Annotated in this window: 21 protein-coding genes (1 of these 21 cut by a window edge); 19 read left to right on the top strand and 2 right to left on the bottom strand. The window is 66.4% G+C overall.

From position 1 onward, the window contains the following. The 19 genes from VGK20_06305 to VGK20_06395 form a co-directional block, all read left to right on the top strand. Positions 1-1,009, top strand: the 3' portion of a protein-coding gene (locus VGK20_06305) for a sigma-54 dependent transcriptional regulator (GenBank protein ID HEY2773645.1). Its footprint begins 113 nt before the window's first position; only the last 1,009 of its 1,122 coding nucleotides appear in the window; its start codon lies off the left edge, out of view; it ends in the stop codon at positions 1,007-1,009. Between the two features lie 295 nt (positions 1,010-1,304). Then, the gene (locus VGK20_06310) at positions 1,305-1,463 is read left to right on the top strand and encodes a Flp family type IVb pilin (protein ID HEY2773646.1); all 159 of its coding nucleotides are present in this window, start codon (positions 1,305-1,307) and stop codon (positions 1,461-1,463) included. Between the two features lie 262 nt (positions 1,464-1,725). Next, on the top strand, positions 1,726-1,884 hold the full coding sequence (locus tag VGK20_06315) for a Flp family type IVb pilin (protein HEY2773647.1): 159 nt from the start codon (positions 1,726-1,728) through the stop codon (positions 1,882-1,884). Positions 1,885-2,137: 253 nt separating this feature from the next. After that, positions 2,138-2,290, top strand: a complete 153-nt coding sequence (locus VGK20_06320) for a Flp family type IVb pilin (GenBank protein ID HEY2773648.1) — start codon at positions 2,138-2,140, stop codon at positions 2,288-2,290. 700 nt (positions 2,291-2,990) lie between these two features. Continuing rightward, positions 2,991-3,527, top strand: coding sequence for an A24 family peptidase (locus VGK20_06325; GenBank protein ID HEY2773649.1), 537 nt, complete (start codon positions 2,991-2,993; stop codon positions 3,525-3,527). A gap of 28 nt (positions 3,528-3,555) precedes the next feature. Continuing rightward, positions 3,556-4,401: a Flp pilus assembly protein CpaB gene (gene cpaB, locus VGK20_06330; protein ID HEY2773650.1), complete on the top strand. Its 846-nt coding sequence runs from the start codon at positions 3,556-3,558 to the stop codon at positions 4,399-4,401. Positions 4,402-4,435: 34 nt separating this feature from the next. Beyond that, positions 4,436-6,013 (top strand): type II and III secretion system protein family protein, encoded by a 1,578-nt coding sequence (locus VGK20_06335; GenBank protein HEY2773651.1) that lies wholly within the window; start codon positions 4,436-4,438, stop codon positions 6,011-6,013. A gap of 134 nt (positions 6,014-6,147) precedes the next feature. After that, positions 6,148-6,345, top strand: a complete 198-nt coding sequence (locus tag VGK20_06340; GenBank protein HEY2773652.1) for a hypothetical protein — start codon at positions 6,148-6,150, stop codon at positions 6,343-6,345. Positions 6,346-6,398: 53 nt separating this feature from the next. Continuing rightward, on the top strand, positions 6,399-6,833 hold the full coding sequence (locus VGK20_06345) for a TadE/TadG family type IV pilus assembly protein (protein ID HEY2773653.1): 435 nt from the start codon (positions 6,399-6,401) through the stop codon (positions 6,831-6,833). A gap of 138 nt (positions 6,834-6,971) precedes the next feature. Further along, positions 6,972-8,057: a pilus assembly protein TadG-related protein gene (locus tag VGK20_06350; protein HEY2773654.1), complete on the top strand. Its 1,086-nt coding sequence runs from the start codon at positions 6,972-6,974 to the stop codon at positions 8,055-8,057. Positions 8,058-8,087: 30 nt separating this feature from the next. Then, positions 8,088-9,287, top strand: a complete 1,200-nt coding sequence (locus tag VGK20_06355; protein ID HEY2773655.1) for a P-loop NTPase — start codon at positions 8,088-8,090, stop codon at positions 9,285-9,287. Between the two features lie 41 nt (positions 9,288-9,328). After that, a complete protein-coding gene (locus VGK20_06360) occupies positions 9,329-10,654 on the top strand; it encodes a CpaF family protein (GenBank protein ID HEY2773656.1) in 1,326 nt (441 codons plus the stop codon). A 10-nt stretch (positions 10,655-10,664) separates the two neighbouring features. Next, complete coding sequence (locus VGK20_06365; protein ID HEY2773657.1) at positions 10,665-11,630, top strand: type II secretion system F family protein; 966 nt, start codon at positions 10,665-10,667, stop codon at positions 11,628-11,630. Positions 11,631-11,640: 10 nt separating this feature from the next. Beyond that, positions 11,641-12,612, top strand: coding sequence for a type II secretion system F family protein (locus VGK20_06370; GenBank protein HEY2773658.1), 972 nt, complete (start codon positions 11,641-11,643; stop codon positions 12,610-12,612). A gap of 37 nt (positions 12,613-12,649) precedes the next feature. Then, entirely contained in the window at positions 12,650-13,639 is a 990-nt protein-coding gene (locus VGK20_06375; GenBank protein ID HEY2773659.1) for a tetratricopeptide repeat protein, read from the top strand. Between the two features lie 159 nt (positions 13,640-13,798). Then, positions 13,799-14,788, top strand: a complete 990-nt coding sequence (locus VGK20_06380; GenBank protein ID HEY2773660.1) for an NADPH:quinone oxidoreductase family protein — start codon at positions 13,799-13,801, stop codon at positions 14,786-14,788. Beyond that, on the top strand, positions 14,785-16,086 hold the full coding sequence (locus VGK20_06385; protein HEY2773661.1) for a D-alanyl-D-alanine carboxypeptidase: 1,302 nt from the start codon (positions 14,785-14,787) through the stop codon (positions 16,084-16,086). Before VGK20_06380 ends, VGK20_06385 begins: the two co-directional genes overlap by 4 nt. Before the next feature lie 156 nt (positions 16,087-16,242). Continuing rightward, complete coding sequence (locus VGK20_06390; GenBank protein ID HEY2773662.1) at positions 16,243-17,508, top strand: sulfate adenylyltransferase; 1,266 nt, start codon at positions 16,243-16,245, stop codon at positions 17,506-17,508. Positions 17,509-17,715: 207 nt separating this feature from the next. Then, positions 17,716-20,166 carry a hypothetical protein gene (locus VGK20_06395; GenBank protein HEY2773663.1) on the top strand — a complete coding sequence of 817 codons (2,451 nt, stop codon included), beginning with the start codon at positions 17,716-17,718 and terminating at the stop codon, positions 20,164-20,166. A gap of 3 nt (positions 20,167-20,169) precedes the next feature. Here the strand turns inward: VGK20_06395 and VGK20_06400 are convergent, their stop codons facing one another. Further along, positions 20,170-21,459: a glycosyltransferase family 87 protein gene (locus VGK20_06400; GenBank protein HEY2773664.1), complete on the bottom strand. Its 1,290-nt coding sequence runs from the start codon at positions 21,457-21,459 to the stop codon at positions 20,170-20,172. Beyond that, positions 21,456-22,199 (bottom strand): glycosyltransferase, encoded by a 744-nt coding sequence (locus tag VGK20_06405; protein HEY2773665.1) that lies wholly within the window; start codon positions 22,197-22,199, stop codon positions 21,456-21,458. The genes VGK20_06400 and VGK20_06405 overlap by 4 nt, the downstream gene beginning before the upstream one ends. Between the last annotated feature and the right edge of the window lie 108 nt (positions 22,200-22,307).

The raw sequence follows: 22,307 nt of genomic DNA on the forward strand, positions 1-22,307 counted from the left end.
CGGCTCGAGCGAGGCGTTCCAGCGCGTGATCCGCAAGGTTCCGCGCCTGGCGTCTTCCGACGCGACGGTGCTGATCACCGGCGAGACCGGCACCGGCAAGGAGCTCGTCGCCAAGGCGATCCATGCGGGAAGCCCGCGCACCGGCGCGCAGTTCATTCCCGTCAACTGCGGCGCGCTGCCGGAGGATCTCGTCGAGAACGAGCTGTTCGGTCATGCGCGCGGGGCGTACACCGGTGCGGCAGGGCCGGGTAAAGGTCTTCTGGCCGAAGCCGAAGGCGGCACGCTTTTCCTCGACGAGTTGAACAGCCTCAGCTTGTCGGCGCAGGCCAAGCTTCTTCGTTTCCTGCAGAACCGCGAGTACCGCGTGCTCGGCTCGACGCGCCTGCTGCACGCCAACGTGCGCATCATCGCCGCGACCAACGTCGATCTCGGTCGCGAGATCGCGTGCGGCAGCTTCCGCGCCGATCTCTACCACCGCCTGCACGTGCTGTCGGTGGAGATGCCGTCGCTTCGTTCGCGCCGCGAAGACGTTCCGCTGCTCGCGCAGCATTTCGCGCGGGTGTTCGGTGCGCTCTACGGAAAAGAAGGCGTGCACTTCAGCCCCGCGGCGCTGGCGAGCCTGCTGCGCCACGAATGGCCCGGCAACGTTCGCGAGCTGCAGTCGGTGGTCGAGCGCGCCGTGCTGCTGTCGGCCGAGTTCGAGCTTGGCGAGGACGACATCGGCCTTTCCGTCGAGGAGGAGAACGCGGGACACATCGAGATCTCCCGCGTCGTCGCCGCCGACGCCTCGCCGGGTGGCGCGCCGCCGGGACACGAGATCTTCCGCGAGGCCAAGGAGAGGATGGTGCGCCAGTTCGAAAGGACTTACCTGGTCCAGGTCATGGCGGCCGTCGACGGCAACGTCTCGCGTGCCGCGCGCCTGGCCGGCATGCAGCGGCGCGACTTCCAGCGCCTGCTGCGAAAGCACGACGTGCGTCGCGCCCAGCCCCGGGCATGGCTTGCCGGCTGACGGCGGCGTTCTCACACTCGCTCCTCATCACCGGCGGCCTTGCATCGCACGCGGTGGTCCATGGCATACAGGCCCTCCGCAATTTTTGCCGCGGCGTGCGCGCGCACCTGTGAGCTGCGCGAGAGCACGGCACCGCCGGTCGATTGCGAGCAAAAAAGGACGTCCCCCCACGCGGGTGGGCAGGTGTTCTTCATCAAATTCCGGCACGATTCCGGTCGCTTATGGCACCTTGCTTGCTAAGCTATCAGCGTGGCATTGCAGCCACCAAACAAGGAAAGGAAGGAGCAAGAAAACCATGGGACGTTTTTCACAGTTTCTGAAGGATGAGAGTGGGGCCACGGCGATCGAATACGGGCTTCTCGCGGCCCTGATCTCGATTGCTGCCGTAGGCGCGATGAAGATCGTCGGCACCAAGCTTTCGACGACGTTCAGCAAGGTCGGCGCTTCGCTCTAAGGCGCGACGACCACGGATTCACAACCAGGCGGCCCCGCACCGGCAACGGTGCGGGGCCGTTTTCGCATCGGGCCCCGGTCCTTGGCGGGCCATTTTCATGCAAAGCCGCTGCAGCGACCGCCCTGGAAGAAGCCTGCGCGCGGCCGCGAAGAGATGGTGGCGAGATTGGCGCCGTGTTTGCTAGACTAGCTGTGGCCGACGGGTTCGCCGGTCCGGGCACCCGGAAGCCATAAAAAAAGAAAAACAAAAGGAGAATGGGGACATGGGACGTATCTACGGGTTTCTCAAGGATGAATCGGGAGCGACAGCGATCGAATACGGCCTTCTGGCGGCCTTGATCTCGATCGCGGCCATCGGGGCGATCAAGGTCGTCGGCACCAAGCTGTCGACCGATTTCAGCAAGGTCTCTGCCTCGCTGTAAGCTCGGCGGCTGGGAGGCAACTCCCGCAGCACTGCCTGCCCCGCCCCGGAAACGGGGCGGGGCAGTTCCATTTTGGGGCCCGCCGTCCGGCGGGGAGGCACGGCCGACCACTCGTTCCGACATTTTTTTAGGCAGGGGACGATTGTGGTGGCGACTGGCATCAACCTTGCTGTAGTTTGCCCCGTGCCCTGGAGCCAGGCCCGTCGGCGGCGGCCAGAGCCACTAAAAACAAGGAACAAAGGAGTAGGGGAAAATGATTAGCGCATTCATCAAGGATGAGTCGGGAGCCACGGCGATTGAGTACGGTCTTCTGGCCGCTCTCATTTCGATTGCTGCGATCGGCGCGATGAAGGTTGTGGGCACGAAGCTGTCGACCACCTTCAGCAAGGTCGGCGCCTCGCTGTAACACTGCAGGACAAGGCAACTCCGAACACTGCTCGCCCCGGTTCGAAAGAGCCGGGGCGAGCTTTTTTTTGCCCGCGGCACGGCCGCAGACACGCCGTCCGACGAGCCGGAGCTGCGGTCCTGGCCAGTCGGTGCGGCGCCCGCAATCAGGATATCGAGGACTGCGCACACCCCGGCTATCGCCGTAAGGCGCTGCGCTTGTCACAGTAGAGTGCGGGAACGAAGCCGCACTAATGGCGGGGGAGCAGCGCAGCATTGTGCGGGGATCATGCCGCAGGCAGGGGAGAGTAAATCGCGTCCCGCCCGAGCGGGTGGGATCGCCCGCCGACCGGGGGACCTCCCGCGCCCACCCTGCGGGGTTGGCGATCGACGGCGCGGGATTTTTTACGCACCCGTGGCACCCTGCTTGCTTATTGGTGGCGCGGGGGAGGTCCTGGGGGACGACCCGCAGGCAACGAATGGACGGGAAGAAGAGGAGGGCTCCGATTCGGAGTAATGGGCTGTCGGCTTGCGGACGTGACCGCGTAGCGAGGCAGGAGGCTGCGGCGACAGAGCTCGAGAGGCGAGCGGTCGGCTTCGGCCAGGCCGCCCGGCGAGACACGTGCCAAGCCTCGCGCTGAGGCTGGACGTCAGGCAAGCTGCTGCAGGCCCGGTGCTGCAACGCCCGGGCAACCCATACTCGACCCTCGGAGAGAAGTTAGGTGGACTTCGCAATCCAGGTCGCTCTGGCAGTGGTCGTCGTCACTGCGGCGATCACCGATATTTTGAGCCAGCGGGTTCCGAACTGGCTGACCATGCCGGCGACCGTCCTCGCGCTGTGCATGCAGTCGGCAGTCGGCGGACCCGGCGGAGTTGTGTGGGGGCTCGCAGGATGGCTGGCAGGCTTTGCGCTGCTCATTCTCTTCTATGCGCAGGGCGGAATGGGCGCGGGGGACGTCAAGCTTCTTGCGACGATCGGCGCCTTCACGGGGCCGTACAGGGTGCTCTGGATCTTCCTGTACACGGCGCTGTTCGGAGGTGCATATGCCCTCGGCATTGTTGTATATTCGATGGTGAGTCGCGGTGGGTGGGCCGATGCGGGTCGGCGACTGCGACTGGAAGGGACCTCGCTGCTGCTGTCCGGGGGAGATACGGCGCCGCTTTCGGCGACGCTCCGCAGCTTTCCGAAGCTCCGCTACGCCATCGCGATGGCGTTGGGCGTGGCAACGGAGCACATGATCGGGGGTCCGCAGCTGTGATGGTCGGTCGTTAGAAAGAGGTGGGATTATGCGTCGTTATCGTCCATTCCTGTTGCTGGGCCTGGCCGCGATCATCGCGTTCTCGACGAGCAGCGTTGCCTATCGCTGGCTGAGGGCCCAGTCGACTGTCACGCAGGCTCCTCCCGTCGACACGACGACGAAGGTCGACGTGGCCGTTGCCGGCTTCGACATCCCGCGCGGCTCCACGCTGACGGCCGAGATGATCAAGACGGCCAAGCTCGACGCCACCACGCTGCCGGCCGGTGTCTTCAAGTCGGACGAGGTGAGCGCGCTGATCGGCCGCGTCGCCATCGTCGACGTCGTACAGAACGAGGCCATCCTCCAAGCCAAGCTTGCTCCCCTCGATGCGACGCGCGGCGTCGCAGCGCTGGTCGATCCGGCCAAACGCGCGATGTCGGTGCGGGTAGACGACGAAGTCGGCGTAGCCGGATTCGTCAAACCGAACGACCGCGTCGACATTTTCGTGACGCTGGACTCCGAGGAAAAAGGCAAGGGCGAAGCTCAGGCGGTCACCAAGCTCGTGCTGGCCGACACCCTGGTTCTCGCCATCGGTACCGAGCTCGTGCGCACCGGCAAGGACGAAACGGCGACGCCGGTGCAGGTGATCACGCTGGAAGTGACACCGAACGAAGCCGAGAAGCTCGCGTTCGCGGCCACGCGCGGCAAGTTCCGCCTGGCGCTGCGCAGTCCGCTGACGAAGGAAGAAACGCTCACCCCCGGAGCGACCATCGAGTCGCTGCTCAGCAGCTACCAGGGCGGCGACAGCGGCACGAAACACAAGAACGGTTCCGACGACCAGGGCACCGGCGTCTGGCTGATCAAGGGCCGCGAAGTCACGTTCGTTCCGTTCTGAGGCGGCACCGGAATTGCTGCGGGGGATGAGACAGATGCGAAACAATCTCGAGAAGAACGCAGTTGGAGTGGGGACAGGCCGGACGCGCGCCTCGCTTGCGGTGGTCGCCGTCACGCTGGCCTCGGCGCTGCTACTGGCGGCTAGCCGCCCGTCGGCGGCCGACCCCGATGGCGTTGCCCCGCCGGGAAGCCTCGACGTCACGCTCGGCAAGTCTGTCGTCGTCGAGAGCCCGATTCCGGTGGTGCGCGCATCACTGGCCAATCCCGGAGTCGCCGACGCCGTGGTGCTCTCGCCCAGGCAGGTCTACGTCACTGGGGCCGGCACCGGCACGACGAACCTCACGCTGTGGCAGTCGGACGCCGAGGTCTACAAGATCTACACGATCAACGTCCATCCCGACCTGAGCCAGCTGAAGGAGCAGATCTACCAGCTCTTCCCCGATGAGACCGGCGTGCGCGTCTCGTGCAGCGCCGACCACATTGCGGTGTCCGGCACCGTGTCCAGCTCCGCGCGCGTCTCGCAGGTATTGTCGGTGGCCGAGGCGTACGCGCCCGGCAAGGTCGTCAACCTGTTGCAGGTTGGCGGCGTCCAGCAGGTCATGCTCGAGGTGCGAGTCGCGGAAATGAACCGCGAGCTGATCCGCCGCCTCGGCATCAACATCGGCTACGTTGCCGGCGGCTCCGATACCTGGGCCACGACGACGCTCAACGGAATCTCGGCGATCTCGCAGCAGGGTGTCTTCTCGGCGGCCTCTCTCGAGAAGGCGGCGCCGTTCGGCTTCGTGCCGGTGGCTGCCAACGCGATCCTGCGCTTCACGAACAACGGCGACGACTGGACGGTGTTCTTCGATGCGCTGAAGGAAAACGGCCTGGCCAAGATCCTGGCCGAGCCGACGCTGGTCGCGCTGTCGGGCCAGGAAGCCAGCTTCCTGGCAGGCGGCGAATTCCCGGTGCCGGTTCCGCAGGCCCTCGGCACGACGACGATCCTGTTCAAGAAGTTCGGCGTCGGGCTGAACTTCACGCCGACCGTGCTCGGCGGAAACGTCATCAGCATGCGCGTCGCTCCCGAAGTGTCCGAGCTCGACTTCGCCAATGCCATCGTGCTGAACGGCTTCATCGTGCCGTCGATCACGACCCGCCGCGCCTCTACCGTCGTCGAGCTTCGCGACGGCCAGAGCTTCGCGATCGCCGGCCTGATCCGCGAGTCGCTGCGTGAAAAGCTATCGAAGTACCCGATGCTCGGCGACGTGCCGATTCTCGGTACGCTGTTCCGCTCCTCCGAGTTCCAGCGCCAGGAGACGGAGTTGATCATCTTGGTCACGCCGCACCTGGTGAAGCCGATCAGCAGCGGCGAGGACACCACGCTGCCGACCGACGACTTCGTCGAGCCGAACGACCTCGATTTCTACGGCTTCGGCAAGATCGAGAGGACCTCGGCACTTACGCCCACGTCGGCAGGCGGTGCGATGACAGTCACAGAGGAGGAGCAGAGGACGGAGACCCGGACGGTGACGCCCGCACCTGCGGCCCCCCACGCCGCTTCAGGTCCGGTCCACCACTCGGATGCCTCCCCCCACGCCTTCGATGGCGATTTCGGTCACGTGAACCCGTGAGGCCGGAGAAACTTATGAAGACTTCCAAAACGAGAGTCCCGGTTTCCTGTTCATTGGCAGCAGTTTTGCTTACTTCTGCAGTAGCACTGACATCGGGATGCGGCTACCTTCGCCAAGCTCGGGACGACGTCCCCATGAACATTGCCCCGGCTGCCGAGAGCGCACAGGTTCTCAATCCCGAGGCGGGCAAGAACCAGCGGGCCGTTGCAGGCCTCGAGGGAAACGTGGCAGCGAACGTGAACGACGGTTACGTCAAATCGTTCGAAAAGAAGGAAGCACCGGCGCGCGCCGTCGAGACGTTCGTCGGCCTTCAGGGAGTCAGCTCTCAGTGACCCTTAGCATCGCGGGAGCGATGCGGGGCCCGACGCAAGGCGCGGGGTTGGTTATGAGAAAAGGAACCACCAAGGGACAGAAGGGAATCGCGGCGGTCGAGTTTGGCCTCATCATGCCGGTTGTTTTCCTTTTGCTCTTCGGAGTGATCGAGTTCGGCACGGCATTCTGGCGCCAGCAGATTCTGACGAGCGCCGTGCGCGAGGGTGCTCGCAAGGGGATTGTCTTGAGCACGCCGCGCTACGGTTCGGCGACCAAGACTGCGGTGACGGCCTACCTGTCTAACTTGGGGTGGGACACCTCAAAAGCCGTAGTGACCTGCTCTCCGAGTGATTGCGGCACTGCATCGGCGTCCGGTTCGAATCTCCAGGTCAGCGCGACCTACCCGACGAGCCTGGTGGTTCTGTCGCACCTGCTGCCTGGGGTTCTTACGGTGAACGGTTCCGGGGACATGACACTGAGCGCTTCGGTTACGATGCAGATGGAGTAGCGACGGGAATCGGGTGTTCGGGGCACCCATCGCCGGAGGGCGGCGAAGAGTTCTGCGGGGATCAATACAATCGGGGTACGACACGGAAGCTGCTGGCCGGCGCACCGCGTGTCGTAGCCGGATCAGGAGCGGTGCAATATGGCAGCAAATCGAAACAGGGACGGCGAGAAGGGCGCATTCAGCATCCTGTTGGCGCTCAGTCTCGTCGTGATCATCGGGGCGGCGGCTCTCGCGATCGACCTCGGCTACATGCTGGTCGTCAGGTCGGAGCTGCAGAACGTCGCCGACACCGGTGCGATGGCGGCAGACCGCAAGCTCGCGCAGCTGTACGAGACCAACAACGCCTCTTCCGGCTGGGGCACGTACGTACTCTCGTCGGGCGACAGGTCGACGATCGAGAGCGCAGTCAACTCGCTGACCCAGGCCAACAAGGCCGGCGGCAAGGCGATCTCGGTCATCTCGAGCGACTTCACCTACGGCAAGTACAACACCACCAGCCACGACATCGTTGCGACGAGCCCGGCCTACACCGGCGTGCTCGGCATCAAGGTCGAGGCGCGCCGCGACGCTTCGGCCAATGGAGTGCTCTCGACCCTGCTCGCGCGCGTGCTCGGGATTCAGTCGATGTCGGTGCATGCGACCTCCGGCGCGTCGCTGTCGGCGCTGGGGTCCGTGCCGGCGGGTACCGGACTCGGGATTCCAGTCGGCATTGACCAGGACTGGTTCGCCGCGCACCCGGGCGCGTGCGGGCACCGCGACAAGAGCGGCCACGGGATCCGCCTGTACCCCGCCACGACGGCGAGTTGTGCAGGCTGGCACACGTTCACCGACAGTCCGGCCAGCGCCGCGCGCCTGGGGAAGATCATCGATGGACTGAAGGACGGGTCGTACACGACCCCTGCCACAACGGCCAACAGCACGTATTACCAGTTTACCAATGGCACGATCGACACCGACTTCAACAACCTGAACAACCTGTTTCAGCAGAAGAAAGGGACCGATGGCACCTGGACGACGCTGATCCCGGTGTACAAGTCCAACTCCTGCAATCCCCCGAATGGACAGCAATTGATCGTTGGCTTCGCAACCATTTGGATCTACGACGTTGGTTCGAGCCCCAACAAGCACATGGACGTCACCGTGGACTGTAACGTGGTCGACTACGGTACTGGCGGCGGCAACGACTACGGCACGCTCATGGGACTCCCGGGAATGGTCGAGTAGAGGATCGTTCCGGGCCGGAAGGCAGAGAGAATGACGGGCAGAACTGGGGTACGACTCGAGATCTACAACGACGGCGTAAGGCATGCGTTGGAGCAATATGTCGCGGCACTGTCCGATTTCGTGCTGCGGCGTGACGAGGATACCGGACTTCCCCAGTTGCTCGTGCTCGAGCTGGATGCGACGGATCCGGACGAAACGTTCGCCCGGATCCGCGCGGTCCAGCAGTCCTCGCCAAGCATCGAAATCTTCATCACGTCCGCTCGCATGGACCCCCAGCTCCTGCTGGAGGTCCTGCGCGCCGGCGTAAAAGAGTTCCTCACCCAGCCGCTGCGACCCGACGAGGTGCAGCAGGCTTTCCAGCGTTTCCGCGAGCGCCACGCCGAAGTCGGCTCGGTCGATGCACGGCGCAACGGCAAGATCGTCTCGGTGGTCGGCGGCAAGGCCGGAGTCGGCGCAACCACGCTGGTCGCCAGTCTTGCGGCGGGCCTGAAGATCAACGGCGCTGCCGTTGGCGTCCTCGATCTCAACCTGCGCGGCGGCGACGTTCCCGCGTTCTTCGATCTCAACCCGATCCGCAGCCTTCGCGACGTCGACCTCGACCTTTCGCGCCTCGACTACGCCTTCCTCGGCGAGATGCTGACCAAGCACAGCTCGGGCCTCGACGTCCTGCCACTCGGCGATTCGGAGCTGTCCGGCACCAGCATCTCGTCGGAGTGCGTGGATCGCACGCTGCGGATCATGCGCACGATGTTCGACTTCGTCGTCGTCGACTGCGGGCACAACATCGACATGGCCTCCTACGCTGCGCTCAGCCTGTCGCAGTACGTGCTGCTGGTGGCAACGCTGACGGTTCCGGTGGTCCGCCGCAGCAAGCGGCTCCTCGACGCGCTGCGCGGCGAGGAAGGCTCCGGCCTCGACCCCTCGGTGATCAACCTCGTGGTCAATCGCTACAACGACCGCGACGAGCTGATCCTGACCGAGGCGCGCAAGGTGCTCGGGCTCAAGGCCCAGTGGCTTTTGCCCCACGACCACGAGGCCGCCGGGGACGCCCTGAACGGTGGCCAGCCGGTCATCGCCCACGCTCCGAGGTCGCCTCTTTCCAAGGCTATCCAGAAAATCGCGGTCGAGTTGCATGCGCCGTCCACGGGAAGCCAGAAGTCTTCGTTCCTTTCTGGTATGTTCCGTTCGGTCAGCGACAGGATCACCAAGCCGACCCCGTCGGTGGCCTGAGGTCCTGAGATGTCGCGAGAGGGGAGGTAACGACGATGGGAATGCCTGCGGCCCAGGGGAAACCGCAACCACCCAGCCAGACCCCGTCCCTTGCCGGCTACCATGAGCTGAAGGGACGCGTCCACGAGCGCGTCATCGAGGTGCTCGACCTTTCGGCCGCCGCTGCGCTCGACGAGGAGTCGCTCAAGCGCGAGCTTGGCCGCCTGATCCAGCGGATCCTGACCGAAGAGCAGGTCCCGCTGAACATGCGGGAGAAAGAGCAGCTCGTCATCGACATCCAGAACGAGGTGCTCGGTTACGGCCCGCTCGAGCCGTTGCTGAACGACGCGTCGATCTCCGACATCCTCGTCAACAACTACCAGAACGTCTACGTCGAGCGTCAGGGCAAGCTGCACCGCGCCGACTGCCGCTTCCGCGACGACGTCCACCTGCGCAAGATCATCGACCGCATCGTCAGCGGCGTCGGTCGCCGCATCGACGAATCGATGCCGATGGTGGACGCACGCCTGCCCGACGGATCCCGCGTCAACGCGATCATCCCTCCGCTGTCGCTCGACGGACCCGCCGTCTCGATCCGCAAATTCAGCCGCGATCCGCTGATGCTCGGCGATCTCATCAACAAGAAGTCGCTGACGCCCGAGATTGGCGAGGTGCTGCAGCGCATCGTGCGTGCGCGCCTGAACGTGATCATCGCCGGCGGTACCGGCACCGGCAAGACGACGATCCTCAACATCCTGTCGGGGTTCATCCCCGGCGACGAGCGCATCATCACGATCGAGGACTCGGCCGAGCTCCAGCTCCGCCAGGAGCACATCGTGCGCCTGGAGACGCGCCCGCCCAACGTCGAAGGCAAGGGCGAGATCACCCAGCGCGAGCTGGTGAAGAACTGCCTGCGCATGCGTCCCGACCGCATCATCCTCGGCGAAATTCGTTCCGGTGAAGCGCTGGACATGCTCCAGGCGATGAATACCGGCCACGACGGCTCGCTGACGACCGTCCACGCGAACACGCCCCGCGACGCGCTGACCCGTATCGAGACAATGGTCGCGATGGCCGGCCTCAACCTGCCGACCAAGGCGATGCGCCACTACATCGCGTCGGCCATCGACGTGCTGATCCAGATGACGCGACTTTCGGACGGCACGAGAAAGCTGACCAGCCTGTCGGAGATCACCGGCATGGAAGGCGACGTCGTGACTCTCAACGACATCTTCGCGTTCTCCCAGACCGGCATCGACGGGCAGGGAAGGGTGCGCGGGCGCTTTGCGGCCACCGGCATCCGGCCCAAGTTCGTGCAGCGTTTCGAGTCGCTCGGCCTGCACGTGCCCCAGGACCTGTTCAACCCGCACCGCGTCTACGAGATCTGAGGCCCGGCCGATGCCGCTGCTCGTCGCCGCCGCGATCTTCGTCTCGATCCTCCTGCTCGTGATGGGCCTGTACTACCTGTACGACCAGGCGGCCTACGGCGATCCTACCGCCGCCGGCCGCCGCATGCGCATGTCGATGGACGCCGAGGCCCGCGCCGCGGCGATCGACATCGTGCGGCGCGATGCGATGCAGCAGGACGAGTGGTACGTAGCGCTGATCAATCGCTTCGCGCCGCTCGGATCGATCAAGCGCCTTTTGCGCCAGGCCGACAGCGACATGCCGGTCAGCGTCTTCCTGCTGATGACGACGGTGTGCGCGACCGCGGGTCTCGTCATCGCGTTCTACCTCCGCCTCGCGCCGCTGTTCATCCTGGCGGGGGCCGCAGTCGGCGGCGCGCTCCCGTACCGGTTCCAGGCGCGCAAGCGCAGGAAGCGGCTCAAGGCCGTCGAGATTCAGCTTCCCGACGCGCTCGACCTGATCGCCCGCACGCTGATGGCAGGCCACGCGTTCATCATGGGCCTGAAGATGGTCAGCGAGCAGCTCGAAGACCCCATCCGCTCCGAGTTTCGCAAGGCATTCGACGAGATCAGCTTCGGCGTCGGGGTTGCCGAGGCCATGAAGGATCTTTCCGAGCGCGTCGACTTGATCGACGTCAAGTTCTTCGTGACCTCGCTGCTCGTCCAGCTCGAGACCGGCGGCAACCTGGCCGAGATCATCCAGGGCATCGCGGGGCTGATCCGCGCGCGTTTCGAGCTGTATGGCAAGATCCAGACGCTCTCGGCCGAAGGCCGCATTTCGGCGCTGGTCATGTTCGTGCTGCCGTTCGGGCTCGGCGGAGCGCTGTTCCTGATCAACCCAAGCTACATGAGCCTGCTCGTGACCGATCCGGCAGGCCAGTCGATGCTCAAGGGCGGCTTTTTCATGATGCTGCTGGGCCTTTACGTGACCAGGCGAATGATCCAGATCAAGGTCTGAAGGCGGCACGATGGAAGCGACAACCACGACTCCGATCCTGTACATCTCCGTGCTGGCCTTCATCTCGTGCTTCCTGGCCGTGCTCGGCATCGCCGGTGTCATGGACGTCGCACGCGGTCGCCGCGACCTGAGGGCCCGCGTCGTCGGTACCAACGACGGGGCCGCGCGTCCCGAGGACCAGACCGGCCTCGGCTACTTCCGTGAGCTGTTCATGAGCCTTCTGCGCCGCATCGGCGAGGCGAACCAGGACAAGAAGGAAACCGGTCAGGGCTCTCCGCTGATGCAGCGCCTGATGAGCGCGGGCTATCGCCGCGAGCAGGCCCCGCAGATCTTCACCGGCGTCAAGGTCCTGTTCGCGGTGGTGCTCCCGGTGGTCACGTTCATCCTGCCGATCCCCGCGCTGCAGGAGTCGTCGCTGGTCTCCAACCTGTTCGCGTACCTGGTGATGGCCGCGATCGGACTTTACGGGCCGGAGCTGTGGCTCTACCAGGTCAGCAGCGGCCGCAAGCTGCGCATCACCAACGGCTTTCCCGATGCGCTCGACCTGCTCGTCGTCTGCATCGAAGCGGGTCTCGGCCTCGACGCCGCGATCTTCCGCACGGGCGCGGAGCTTGCGATGGCGCACCCCGACCTCTGCGAGGAGCTGCACCTAGTCTCGCTCGAGCTTCGCGCCGGCCTGCCGCGCTCCCAGGCGCTGACCAATCTCGGCTGGAGAGCCGACATTGCCGAGGTCAAGAGCCTGGTCGCGCTGCTGATCCAGACCGACCGTTTCGGAACCAGCGTCGGACAGGCGCTGCGCGTTCACTCGGACGCGATGCGCACGCAGCGCACCCAGCGCGCCGAAGAGATGGCCGGCAAGCTTCCCGTCAAGCTCCTCTTCCCGCTGATGTTCTTCATCTTCCCGGCGATCTTCATCGTGATCCTGGGACCCGCGGTGATCCAGGGCATGCGCATCCTGCTGCCCACTCTCAGTGGAAAGTAAGACGGGCCCGCGCCCGTATTCGCCAAAGGCATGCAACGTGAAACTCACTCGTAGAAGCGGGACCCTTCTGTCCACGGCGGTTCTGGCCGGAGCCGCGATGGTGGCCGGCTGCGCGGTTCCGAGAATGCTCCAGGAGCCTTTCGAGAAGGGGGTCTACAGGGACATCCTCGAGCGCCAGGAGCAGAACATCCCGATCGACGACGACAAGCTGAAGAAGCTTCCGGCGCTGACCGGCGCCGACTACGAGAGGCTCGGAGATACCTATCTTTCGAGAGGCCAGCTGGGAATGGCGCGCGCAAAATACCAGAAAGCGCTCGAGCTGGAGCCCTCCGAGTGGAGGCTGCAGTACAAGGTCGGGACGATCTACCTGCGCGAGAACAATCCGAGCGAGGCGCTTCCGTACTTCCGTGAGATGATCAAGCACGACCCGAGCAGCGCCTACGGCTACGAAGGCGAGGGGCGCGCGCTGCTCGCGATGAAGGACCACGAGGCCGCCGAGAAGTCTCTGGAAAAGGCCGTCCACCTCGACTCTTCCAGCTGGAAGGCGCAGCTCGCGCTCGGGATGCTTTACGACGACCTCGGGCGTATCGACGAAGCAATCGCCGCGTACGAAGCCGCGCTGCGCATCCGGCCCGGCGAGGCCTCGATCCTGAACGACCTCGGCGTCGCCTACTACCTGCGCAAGGACTACGCGAAGTCGATCGAGACGCTCGAGAAGGCGCTGCGCACGGCCAGGCCCGAAGACCGCAAGCGGGTCTACAACAACCTCGGCCGCGCCTATGCGCGCACGGGTGCGTATCCTCGCGCCGTCGATGCGTTCCGGCGCGGCACCGATCTGCCGACAGCGTACAACAACGTCGGCGTCGTGCTGCTCGAGCAGGACAAACCGGCCGAGGCTGCCGGCTGCTTCGAAAAGGCCATCGCGAGCGCCGGATCGTACTACGCTGCTGCGCACGACAACCTGGCGGCGGCCGAGGATCGTGCCCGCGGCGCCAAAGGCGGCGGCGGACAGATCGCCTGCCCATAGGGGCCGGAACCGGCGCGTGCAGGCCTGCGTCAGCCTTGCGGCTGAGTGAGCCCGTGGCACCCGCGCGCGGCAGCTGACCCCGCGCGGCGCACCGTCCGTTGTCGCGTTGCACGTACCTGCGTGCTAGCAGCTTGCCGAGCCCCTCCCGGAGAACCAATGATGCGTGCTGTCGTCTGCAAGGAGTTCGGTCCGCCCGAGTCGCTGGGCGTCGAGCAAGTGCCCTCGCCCGTGATGTCGGATTCGCAGGTGCGCGTGCGCATCGAAGCGTGCGGCGTCAATTTCCCCGATACGCTGATCATCGAGAACAAATACCAGTTCAAGCCTTCGCTGCCGTTCTCGCCCGGAGGCGAAGTCGCCGGCGTGCTGAGCGAAGTCGGTGCGGCCGTCGAGGGATGGAACGTCGGTGACCGCGTGATCGCGATGTGCGGGTGGGGCGGTTTCGTCGAGGAGATGGTCGTCGATCCCGCACGGCTGATGCGCATGCCCGAAGGCATGGACAGTGTCACCGCTGCAGGCTTCACGATGACCTACGGCACCTCGCACTACGCGCTCAAGGACCGCGCCAACCTGCAGCGCGGTGAGACCCTCCTCGTGCTCGGCGCCGCCGGCGGCGTCGGGCTTTCCGCCGTCGAGATTGGAAAGGCGATGGGCGCGCGGGTCATCGCCGCTGCCAGCAGCGCCGACAAGCTCGAGGTGTGCCGCCGCTACGGCGCCGACGCCGTCATCGACTATTCGCGCGAGAGCCTGAAGGACAAGGTCAAGGAACTGACGGGCGGCAACGGTGCCGACGTCATCTACGACCCGGTAGGCGGCGACTATTTCGATGCCGCGTTCCGGACGATCGCGTGGGAAGGGCGCTACCTCATCATCGGGTTTGCCGCCGGTCGCATTCCGACGCTCGCGATGAACCTCGTGCTGCTCAAGGGCTGCCAGGTCGTCGGCGTGTTCTGGGGGTCGTTCACGGCGCGAGACCCGCAGGCGAACCAGAGGAACCTGGCCGAGCTGGCCCGCTGGTGCGCCGACGGAACGCTGAAGCCGCTGGTCAGCGCGACCTATCCTCTCGAAGAAGCTTCGACGGCTCTGCGCTCGATGCTCGATCGCAAGGCGGTCGGCAAGATCGTCCTCGTCACGGGGCACCCGGCGGCATGACACGGGCCGGCGAAGGCACGCTGTCGGGTCTTGCCCGCACCGCGGCGACCAAGGCGCTGCGAATCGTCGTGCTTGCGGCTGTCGTCGCGTGGGTGCCTGCATGCTCGGCGATGAGCGCCGACTACGTGATGCCGCTCGTATGGCACGTCGAGTCGGACGACGGCCGCGTCATCGACTCGAGCCATCCCGACCAGGCCATCAATCCCGCGTCGGTGACCAAGCTGGCAACCTCGCTGCGCGCGCTCGAGACGCTCGGCGCCGAACACCGGTTCACGACGACGTTCGCCGTCGCGCCGGTGGGCGGCAGCGGCAAGGGCGCGGTCTCGCTCGTCGTCGACGGCGGCGCCGATCCCGACTTCCACTTCGAGAATGCGATCCTGGTGGCCAAGGCGCTCGGTGAAGCCGGGCTGGAAAGAGTGCATGGGGATCTGTTCGTCGGCGCGACGTTCTGGATCGGCTGGGAACGCGGAACCGTCGGACGTGAGCCCGATGCGGCAAAGCGGCGCCTCGACATGGGGCAGAGGCTCGAAGCGGCGTGGAACCCCGCCCGCTGGAGCGCCGAGGACCGCGAGGCCTGGAACCAGATCGCGAGCCGGCGCCACTGGGAATCCGCCCGGCCGCCGTCGGTCGTGATCGACGGGCGCGTGCGCATCGACGACCCGCCACCGTGGCACCCGGTCGTCGTGCATCGCTCGGAGCCGCTGCTGGTTGCGCTGCGACGCTTCAACGTCTTCTCGAATAATGACATCGAAAGGCTCGATTCGTCGATCGGACCGGCCTCCGGCCTCAAGGACTTCCTCGTCCAGGCCGTCGGCCCCGAGGCCTCGGTGACCAGCTTCGAGACCTCCTCGGGCCTCAACCGCAACCGCATCACCCCGCGGCTCGTCGTCAAGCTGCTGCGATCGCTGCGTTCGTGGCTGGCGGTCCACGGCAAGAGCCCGTCGGACGTCATGCCGGTGCTCGGCTGCGGCACGAGCACATTGTCGGAGCTGTTCCCGAAGCTCGTCGCGAGCGGGGAGGCGGCCGGCCTCGTCGGCAAGACCGGCACCTTGAACCTCGAGGACGGCGGTGTCTCGGCGCTTGCCGGGTTCTTCGCGGGCGGACCCGGCCTCGTCTTCTTCGTCGCGGCGCCCGGATCGGGCGCAGAGTTGCCGCGCGCGCGCATCGTCGAGGAAGAGTGGGTGCACCGCGTGTTGCTGAAGCAGGGAGCCGCCGGGCCGCTCGTGTGCCCGGCGCCGGTGCCGACCTCCGACGAGCTCGCGCAGGTGGAGCGCGTCGCCGACGAAACCTCGCATTAAGTCGATGACTTGCACTGCGTGCAGGCGAGGTTGAGTTGCGGCCGGATTGCTGACACAGGAGCCTCTGCGGCAGGTCGATACGGCGGTCCCATCGGGCGCGCCTGCCGGCGCCGCAAGCGCCGCGACTGCCGATTCATCCCAGCGGAGGAGCCCTCGATGTCCGACCTCGTACCCGCCCACGGCGGGCATGCCGAACCCATTTCCTGCACCGTCCCCGAATCCGAGCGCGCGGCTTTTGGCGCCGCCGCCGAAAAGCTGGTCAAGGTCCCGGTTTCGGATGCCGACCTTTCCACCGTCTACCGATTCGGCGACGGCGCGCTGACGCCGCTTACCGGCCCGATGGACTCGGCGACGTTCAACCGCGTTCTCGACGAGATGGTGATCGAGCGAGGCGGGAAGAAGTACGCGTGGAGCATTCCGCTATCGCTGCCCGTCACCGCGGCCCTGGCCGCGAAGCTTTCGAAAGGCCAGACCGTGGCGCTCGTCAACTCGGCCGGCACCGTCGTTGCGACCCTCGAGATCTCCGACATCTTCGAATGGGACAAGCAGCGTTACATTTCGAAGGTCTACCTGACCGACCGCACCGATCATCCGGGCGCCGACATGGTGCTCAAGGGCGACGCCGACAAGACCCACCTTCTCGGCGGCACGATCCGCGTCCTGCCCCAGCCGAAAAATCCGAAATTCGGCCGCTACGTGCTCAGTCCGAAGGAAGTGCGCGCGCTCCTGAAGGCCCACGGCTGGAACCGGGTCGTCGCATTCCAGACCCGCAACCCGCTGCACCGCGCGCATGAATACGCGCTGGTCTACGGCCTCGAGCAGCTCATCCGCCAGGGCCACAACGCCGGTGCCTGCCTCAATCCGCTCGTCGGCGAGACCAAGGGCGACGACGTGGACGCGGAAATTCGCATGCAGACCTACGAGGCGCTGATCGCGTCGCGCGGCATCGGCGAAGGCGACAGCGATCCGTCGCTGTGGGCACCGCGCGGCGAGTCGGTTCCCGACCGCGTGATCCTGCTCGGCATGGACATCAAGATGTTCTACGGCGGCCCGCGCGAAGCGGTCATGCACGCGATCTACCGCCAGAACTTCGGCTTCACCGACATCGTGATCGGCCGCAAGCACGCCGACGCGCCGTATCACGACGGCACGGCGATCTGGGGAGACTTCGACGCCCAGGACATATTCGACAAGCTGCCCGGCGAGCTCGTGATCAAGCCGCTGAAGGTCGGCTTTGCCGCCTACTACGATTCGGCCGGCCGCGTCGACCTGATGGACAACCACAAGGACGAAAAACCGGTGTTCATCTCGGGCAAGCAGGTGCGCCAGACTCTCGTCGAGGGCAACGAAGTCGATCCTCGCATCATGAGGCCGAGCACGTCGCGAATCCTCGCGGACGCGATGTCGAAGCAGGTCGCCTAGCTACTCGACGACACGATTCATAACCTGAGCCCGCGGCCAGTCGCCGACAGCTCGCACTCGCGGCGCCGGGCATCATGACACTGCCGCTGCGGACAGGGTTTGACCCCGCTCGCAGCGGCAAGGTAGCCTTCGCTGCGTGCCGCGAGGCCGCGCCGCCCGTCGGGGTCCGGACGCGAGGCCGAGGCGCATGAAGGGGGACCTGCCATCTTGACTGCGCGCGCGCCGCTTCGGGCACGTCTGGCGATTGCGATCATCTCGTCCGTGGTGCTGCTGGTGCAGATCTGCGCCACGCGGCTGCTGTCGGCGACCGTCACCTATCACGCAGCCTTTGCGGTCCTGGCGCTGGTGATGCTGGCGCTGGCCGGCTCGGCCGTCGCGGTCTACCGGGACCGGGCGGCACGCGGATCGCTCGAGCAGACCGACCTGGGCCCCGCTGCGCGCGTCGCCATCATCGCCGGGCCCGTGATTGCCGGCACCGGGCTCGTCTACGTCCTGGCCGGCATGGTCGCCTGGCCCGCCGGATTCGGGCTCGGCGTGCACTTCCTCGTCGCGTTCGCCGGCCTCTACGCGTGCTTCCATGCCTGTGGCTACGTCGTCGCGTGGCTGCTGTCGGCGTGGCCTGAGGACGTCGGCCGCGTTTATTTCGCCGACTTGGCCGGGGCCTCGGCCGGCTGCCTGCTGGCGGTGCCCCTGCTCCAGGCGACCAGCCCCATCCAGCTTTTCTGCGTGTTCGGCGTCGCGGCGGCGGCCAGCGGCTGGCTGCTCGCCGAGGAGGCCGCGGTCGCGCGGCGCGCCGTCGTGGTCGCCGGCGTGCTTGCGGTCGTCACGGTGGTCGCCGCGACGCAGCCGACGTGGGTGCGGCTTCGCACGGCCAAGGACGAGGACCAGTCCTCGGTACTGTTCGAGCGCTGGAACCAGCTGACGCGCGTGACCGTGAGCCCCGAAGTTCCCGGCGTGCGCCAGGCCGTCGAGATGCTCGCGGCCACCGAAAGTCCTGACGCCGCCCGTGAGCAGGCGCTGCGCTGGGGTGCAGGATGGGGGATCAGTGCGGGCTGGCAGGGCCACGCGCCCGAATCCCTGTGGATCGAGCTCGACACGAGCGCCGGCACCCAGATCCTCAAGGGCGGAGGAAGCGGGCCACTGGACCGCTTCGATTCGCTGAAATGGGATGTGACCTCCGCCGCGTACTGGCTCAAACCCGGCGGCCTGCGTCGCACGTTCGTGATCGGCGGCGGCGGCGGCCGCGATTTCCTGACCTCGCTCGCCTTCGGTGCCGGCGCCGTGGACGTCGTCGAGCTGAACCCGCTGGTCGTGCGCGCGGTGCAGGACGAATTCGGCGATTTCTCCGGCCGCCCGTACACGCGCGAAGGAGTGCAGTACCGCATCGGCGACGCGCGCAGCGAGCTGTCGCGCTCCTCCCAGCATTACGACCTCATCCAGATGTCGATGATCGACACGTGGGCCGCATCGATGTCGGGAGCGCTGACGCTGTCGGAGAATGCGCTCTACACCGCCGAAGCGTTCCGCTCGTATTTCGACCACCTGGCGCCCGACGGCATTTTCTCGGTGTCGCGCTGGTACACGAACGACAACTACGCCGAGACCGCGCGTGTCGTGTCCCTGATCGGCGATGCGCTGCGGAACGCGGGGGTCGATCATCCCGAGGATCACCTGGCCGTCGTGTTCAATGCGTCTTCGTTCCACGAGAGCTGGGTCGCCAACTGCATGATGAAACGCAGCGCGTTCAGCGATGCCGACAAGGCGGTGCTGCGACAAGTGGCCGCCGAAAAGGGATTCGGAATCCTCTGGCCGGAGATCGACGGCGTCACGGTGCACCAGAAGTTCGACGTCGGTGCGCTCGTGCGGGGCCAGGACGCCGCGTTGCACAGCGAAGGCTTCGACCTGACGCCGCCGACCGACGATCGTCCGTTCTTCTTCTACATCCCCCATACGCCCAATGCGCAGGCCGTCTCGGCGCTGTTCGCGTTCCTGCTGCTCGTCGTCGTGGTCGTCGGGCGCGTCCTCGTGTTCGCTCCGCTGGCAGAGATCGAGGCGGCCCGTCCGGTCGAGCAGCGCACCAGCCTGGCCTCCACGCTGCCGGAAACCGCGTATTTCGCGGCGCTCGGATTGTCGTTCATGGGCGTCGAGCTCGGCGTGCTCCAGCGTTACATCGTGTTCCTCGGGCATCCGACGTACGCGCTCTCGGTCGTGCTGTTCTCGCTGCTCCTGTCGACGGCGCTCGGAAGCCTTCTCGTCTCGTCGCGGCCGAACGTTGCGCGCGCCGCGTTCCCGGCGTTGCTCATTGCGCTCGCGCTCACGGTGTTTGCGGTGCCGCCGCTGCTCGAGAGCTGGTACGGCTGGAGCCTTGCGGCGCGCGTGGTGGCAGCAGGCGCTCTCATCGTGCCTCTCGGCATCTGCATGGGTACGGCGTGGCCGTCGGGCGTCGCGGCCCTCGCCGCAGGCGGACGCGACCGGCTCGTTCCGTGGATGTGGGCCGTCAACGGCCTGGCCGGAACGCTGGCATCGATCCTCGGGATGCTGGTCGCGATGCGCTGGGGATACACGGTGCTGCTGCTGCTGGCGACGTTCGGCTATGCGGGCGCCTGGGTCGCGCGCGCGCGCATGGCTCGCCGCATTTCGCCGGCGGCTTCAACCTGAAGCTCAGGCTGGCGCCGCAGCGGCGGCTTCGCGGCAGGCCGATACCGACCACGCGAACAGCGCCGCGAGCACGAGGAAAAGCGGCTGGATTCCGAGAGTCGGTGCCCATTCCCACAGCGGATATCCGACGTACACTGCCGCGAGCGCGATCCGAGCCGCCAGCGAAGGGGAACGGTCGCGGGCGAGCCCGTGCTCGACGAGCAGCGCGACCGGAAGCACCAACAGCGCGGCGTCATAGTACTGCTCGTGAGGGCTGGCGAGCATCGTTCCGGTGACGGCCAGCGCCGTCCACGCGGGAGCTCCCTCGCGAGCCAGCGCGCGGTAGCGCCACCACAGCGCGACGATGGCGACAACGCCGAGGACGGCGAGAACCGTGTCGAGCGGGCTCGGAAACAGGAAATCGGCCGTTCTCACCCACGAAAAATGCTCGGCGAGGTTTTCGCGAAGCTCTGCCGGGCGGTAGATGCGCAGGAAGTCGAGCATCTGTGCGGGCCACGCCAGTCCGCACACCAGCGTGCCGGCGAGCCAGTGCGCCGCGGCCACGGCGCCTGCTCCGGCAAGCGCTCTCCAGCACCCGCCGACGAGAAGCGCTGCACCGATGCCGACAGCGTACTGCGGTTTGTAGCTCAGCAGGCCGAGCGCGAGCGCGACGCCGGCGGTGCTGCCGCGGCGAAGCGACGCGGCAAGCGCGGCAAGGAGCGCGAAACTGATCGGCGTGTTCTGGCCGCCGAACGTCGTCTGCAGCATCGGCTGGAAGCTCGCGATCGCGAAAACCAGCGTCCACGTTCCCCACGCCCGCGCGCGAATTGCCGGAAGCACGCGCAGCAGCATCGCGAGCCCGGCGGCGAGCGCCATCGCGCACGCCACGATGAACACGAGGAAGCCGCGCACGTAGCCGAGAACGACGAGCGGAGAGAGCAGCAGCGCCAGCAGCGGAGGATTCAGGTACGGTTGCAGCTCGGGCGAAGCACCGCCGAGGATGCGCGCCTGCAGCTCCCGCTGCGCGGCGATTTCGTAGAGAGCGGTGCCGTGGCCGTCGTGGATCATTGTCGCGCCGGTCCAGAAGGCGAGGAAATCACCGGTGCCCGTCTCGATGTTCCCGTGCGACGGAGCAGCGAGCGTCGCGATATGGCCCGCGACGACGACGACGAGTAGCGCGAGCATCAGCGCGGCAACTGCCGTCGCAAGCGGAGGCCGCGTCACGCGGTCGAGCGCGGAGCGAAGGTCGGCGAGCGCACCTCGGCCGACGCCGCGCTCCCGCAATGCGGTCGTCGCTGGGTCCGCGTCGCTCAACGCCGGCGCCTCCGGCGAAGGTCGCGCCAGATCAGCGCGAGCTCGAGCCCGCTCCTCCACGAATCCGACAGCGTCAGCTTGGAGCCGGCCACGTCGTGCCACACCTCGAGCGGGACCTCGACGAGCGAGGACGCGGCGACCGGCGCGACGGCGGGAGCGCCGGCCAGCAGGCGCCCGAGAAGCTCGACGTCGAAGGCCCAGCGCGACAGGAACGGCTCGGCCAGCGCTGCGCGCAGAGCTTCGGAGTTGCGAAAAACCTTCGCGCCGCACTGGGTGTCGTAGTACGTCGTGCCGATCGCCAGCGACGCGAACGTCGAGAAGACGCGGCCGGCGTAGTGCCGGGCGGCCGAGCGCCGGATGTCGCGTCCGGCCAGCGCGATGCGCGCTCCCGTCGCGGCTTCGGCGCGGCGTGCCTCGAATACTTGAAGGATCCGTCGCAGCTCGGCGACGGGAGTAGCCAGGTCGGCATCGAGAAAGCCGACGGCAGAGGCCCCTTCGTGGCAGGCCGCGAGCATGTGGCGCCGCACCGTCTCGGCCTTGCCGAGATTGCGGCCGTTGGAGACCGCGACGACCCTGCCGGCGGAGTCGGCTGCGATTTTCGCGAAAACATCGGCGGTGCGGTCCCGCGAGCCATCATCGGCAAGGTGCACGTCGACCGTCTCGGCAAGACGCAGGATTTCGCCGGGGTCGAGGCGCTCCGCCTCGTCATAACAGGGGACGACGATGACGGGACGAGCCACGGCCCCCCGAGTATGCCAGAGGTCGCCGGCAAATGCGGGACCGCTGCGCAAATCCCGCGTGCCCGGCCGCCGAAAACGTCCTGTCCGGGGTTTTCCGGCTACTGCCGG

The sequence above is a fragment of the Candidatus Binatia bacterium genome, from assembly GCA_036493895.1.
GTDB lineage: Bacteria > Desulfobacterota > Binatia > UBA1149 > CAITLU01 > DATNBU01.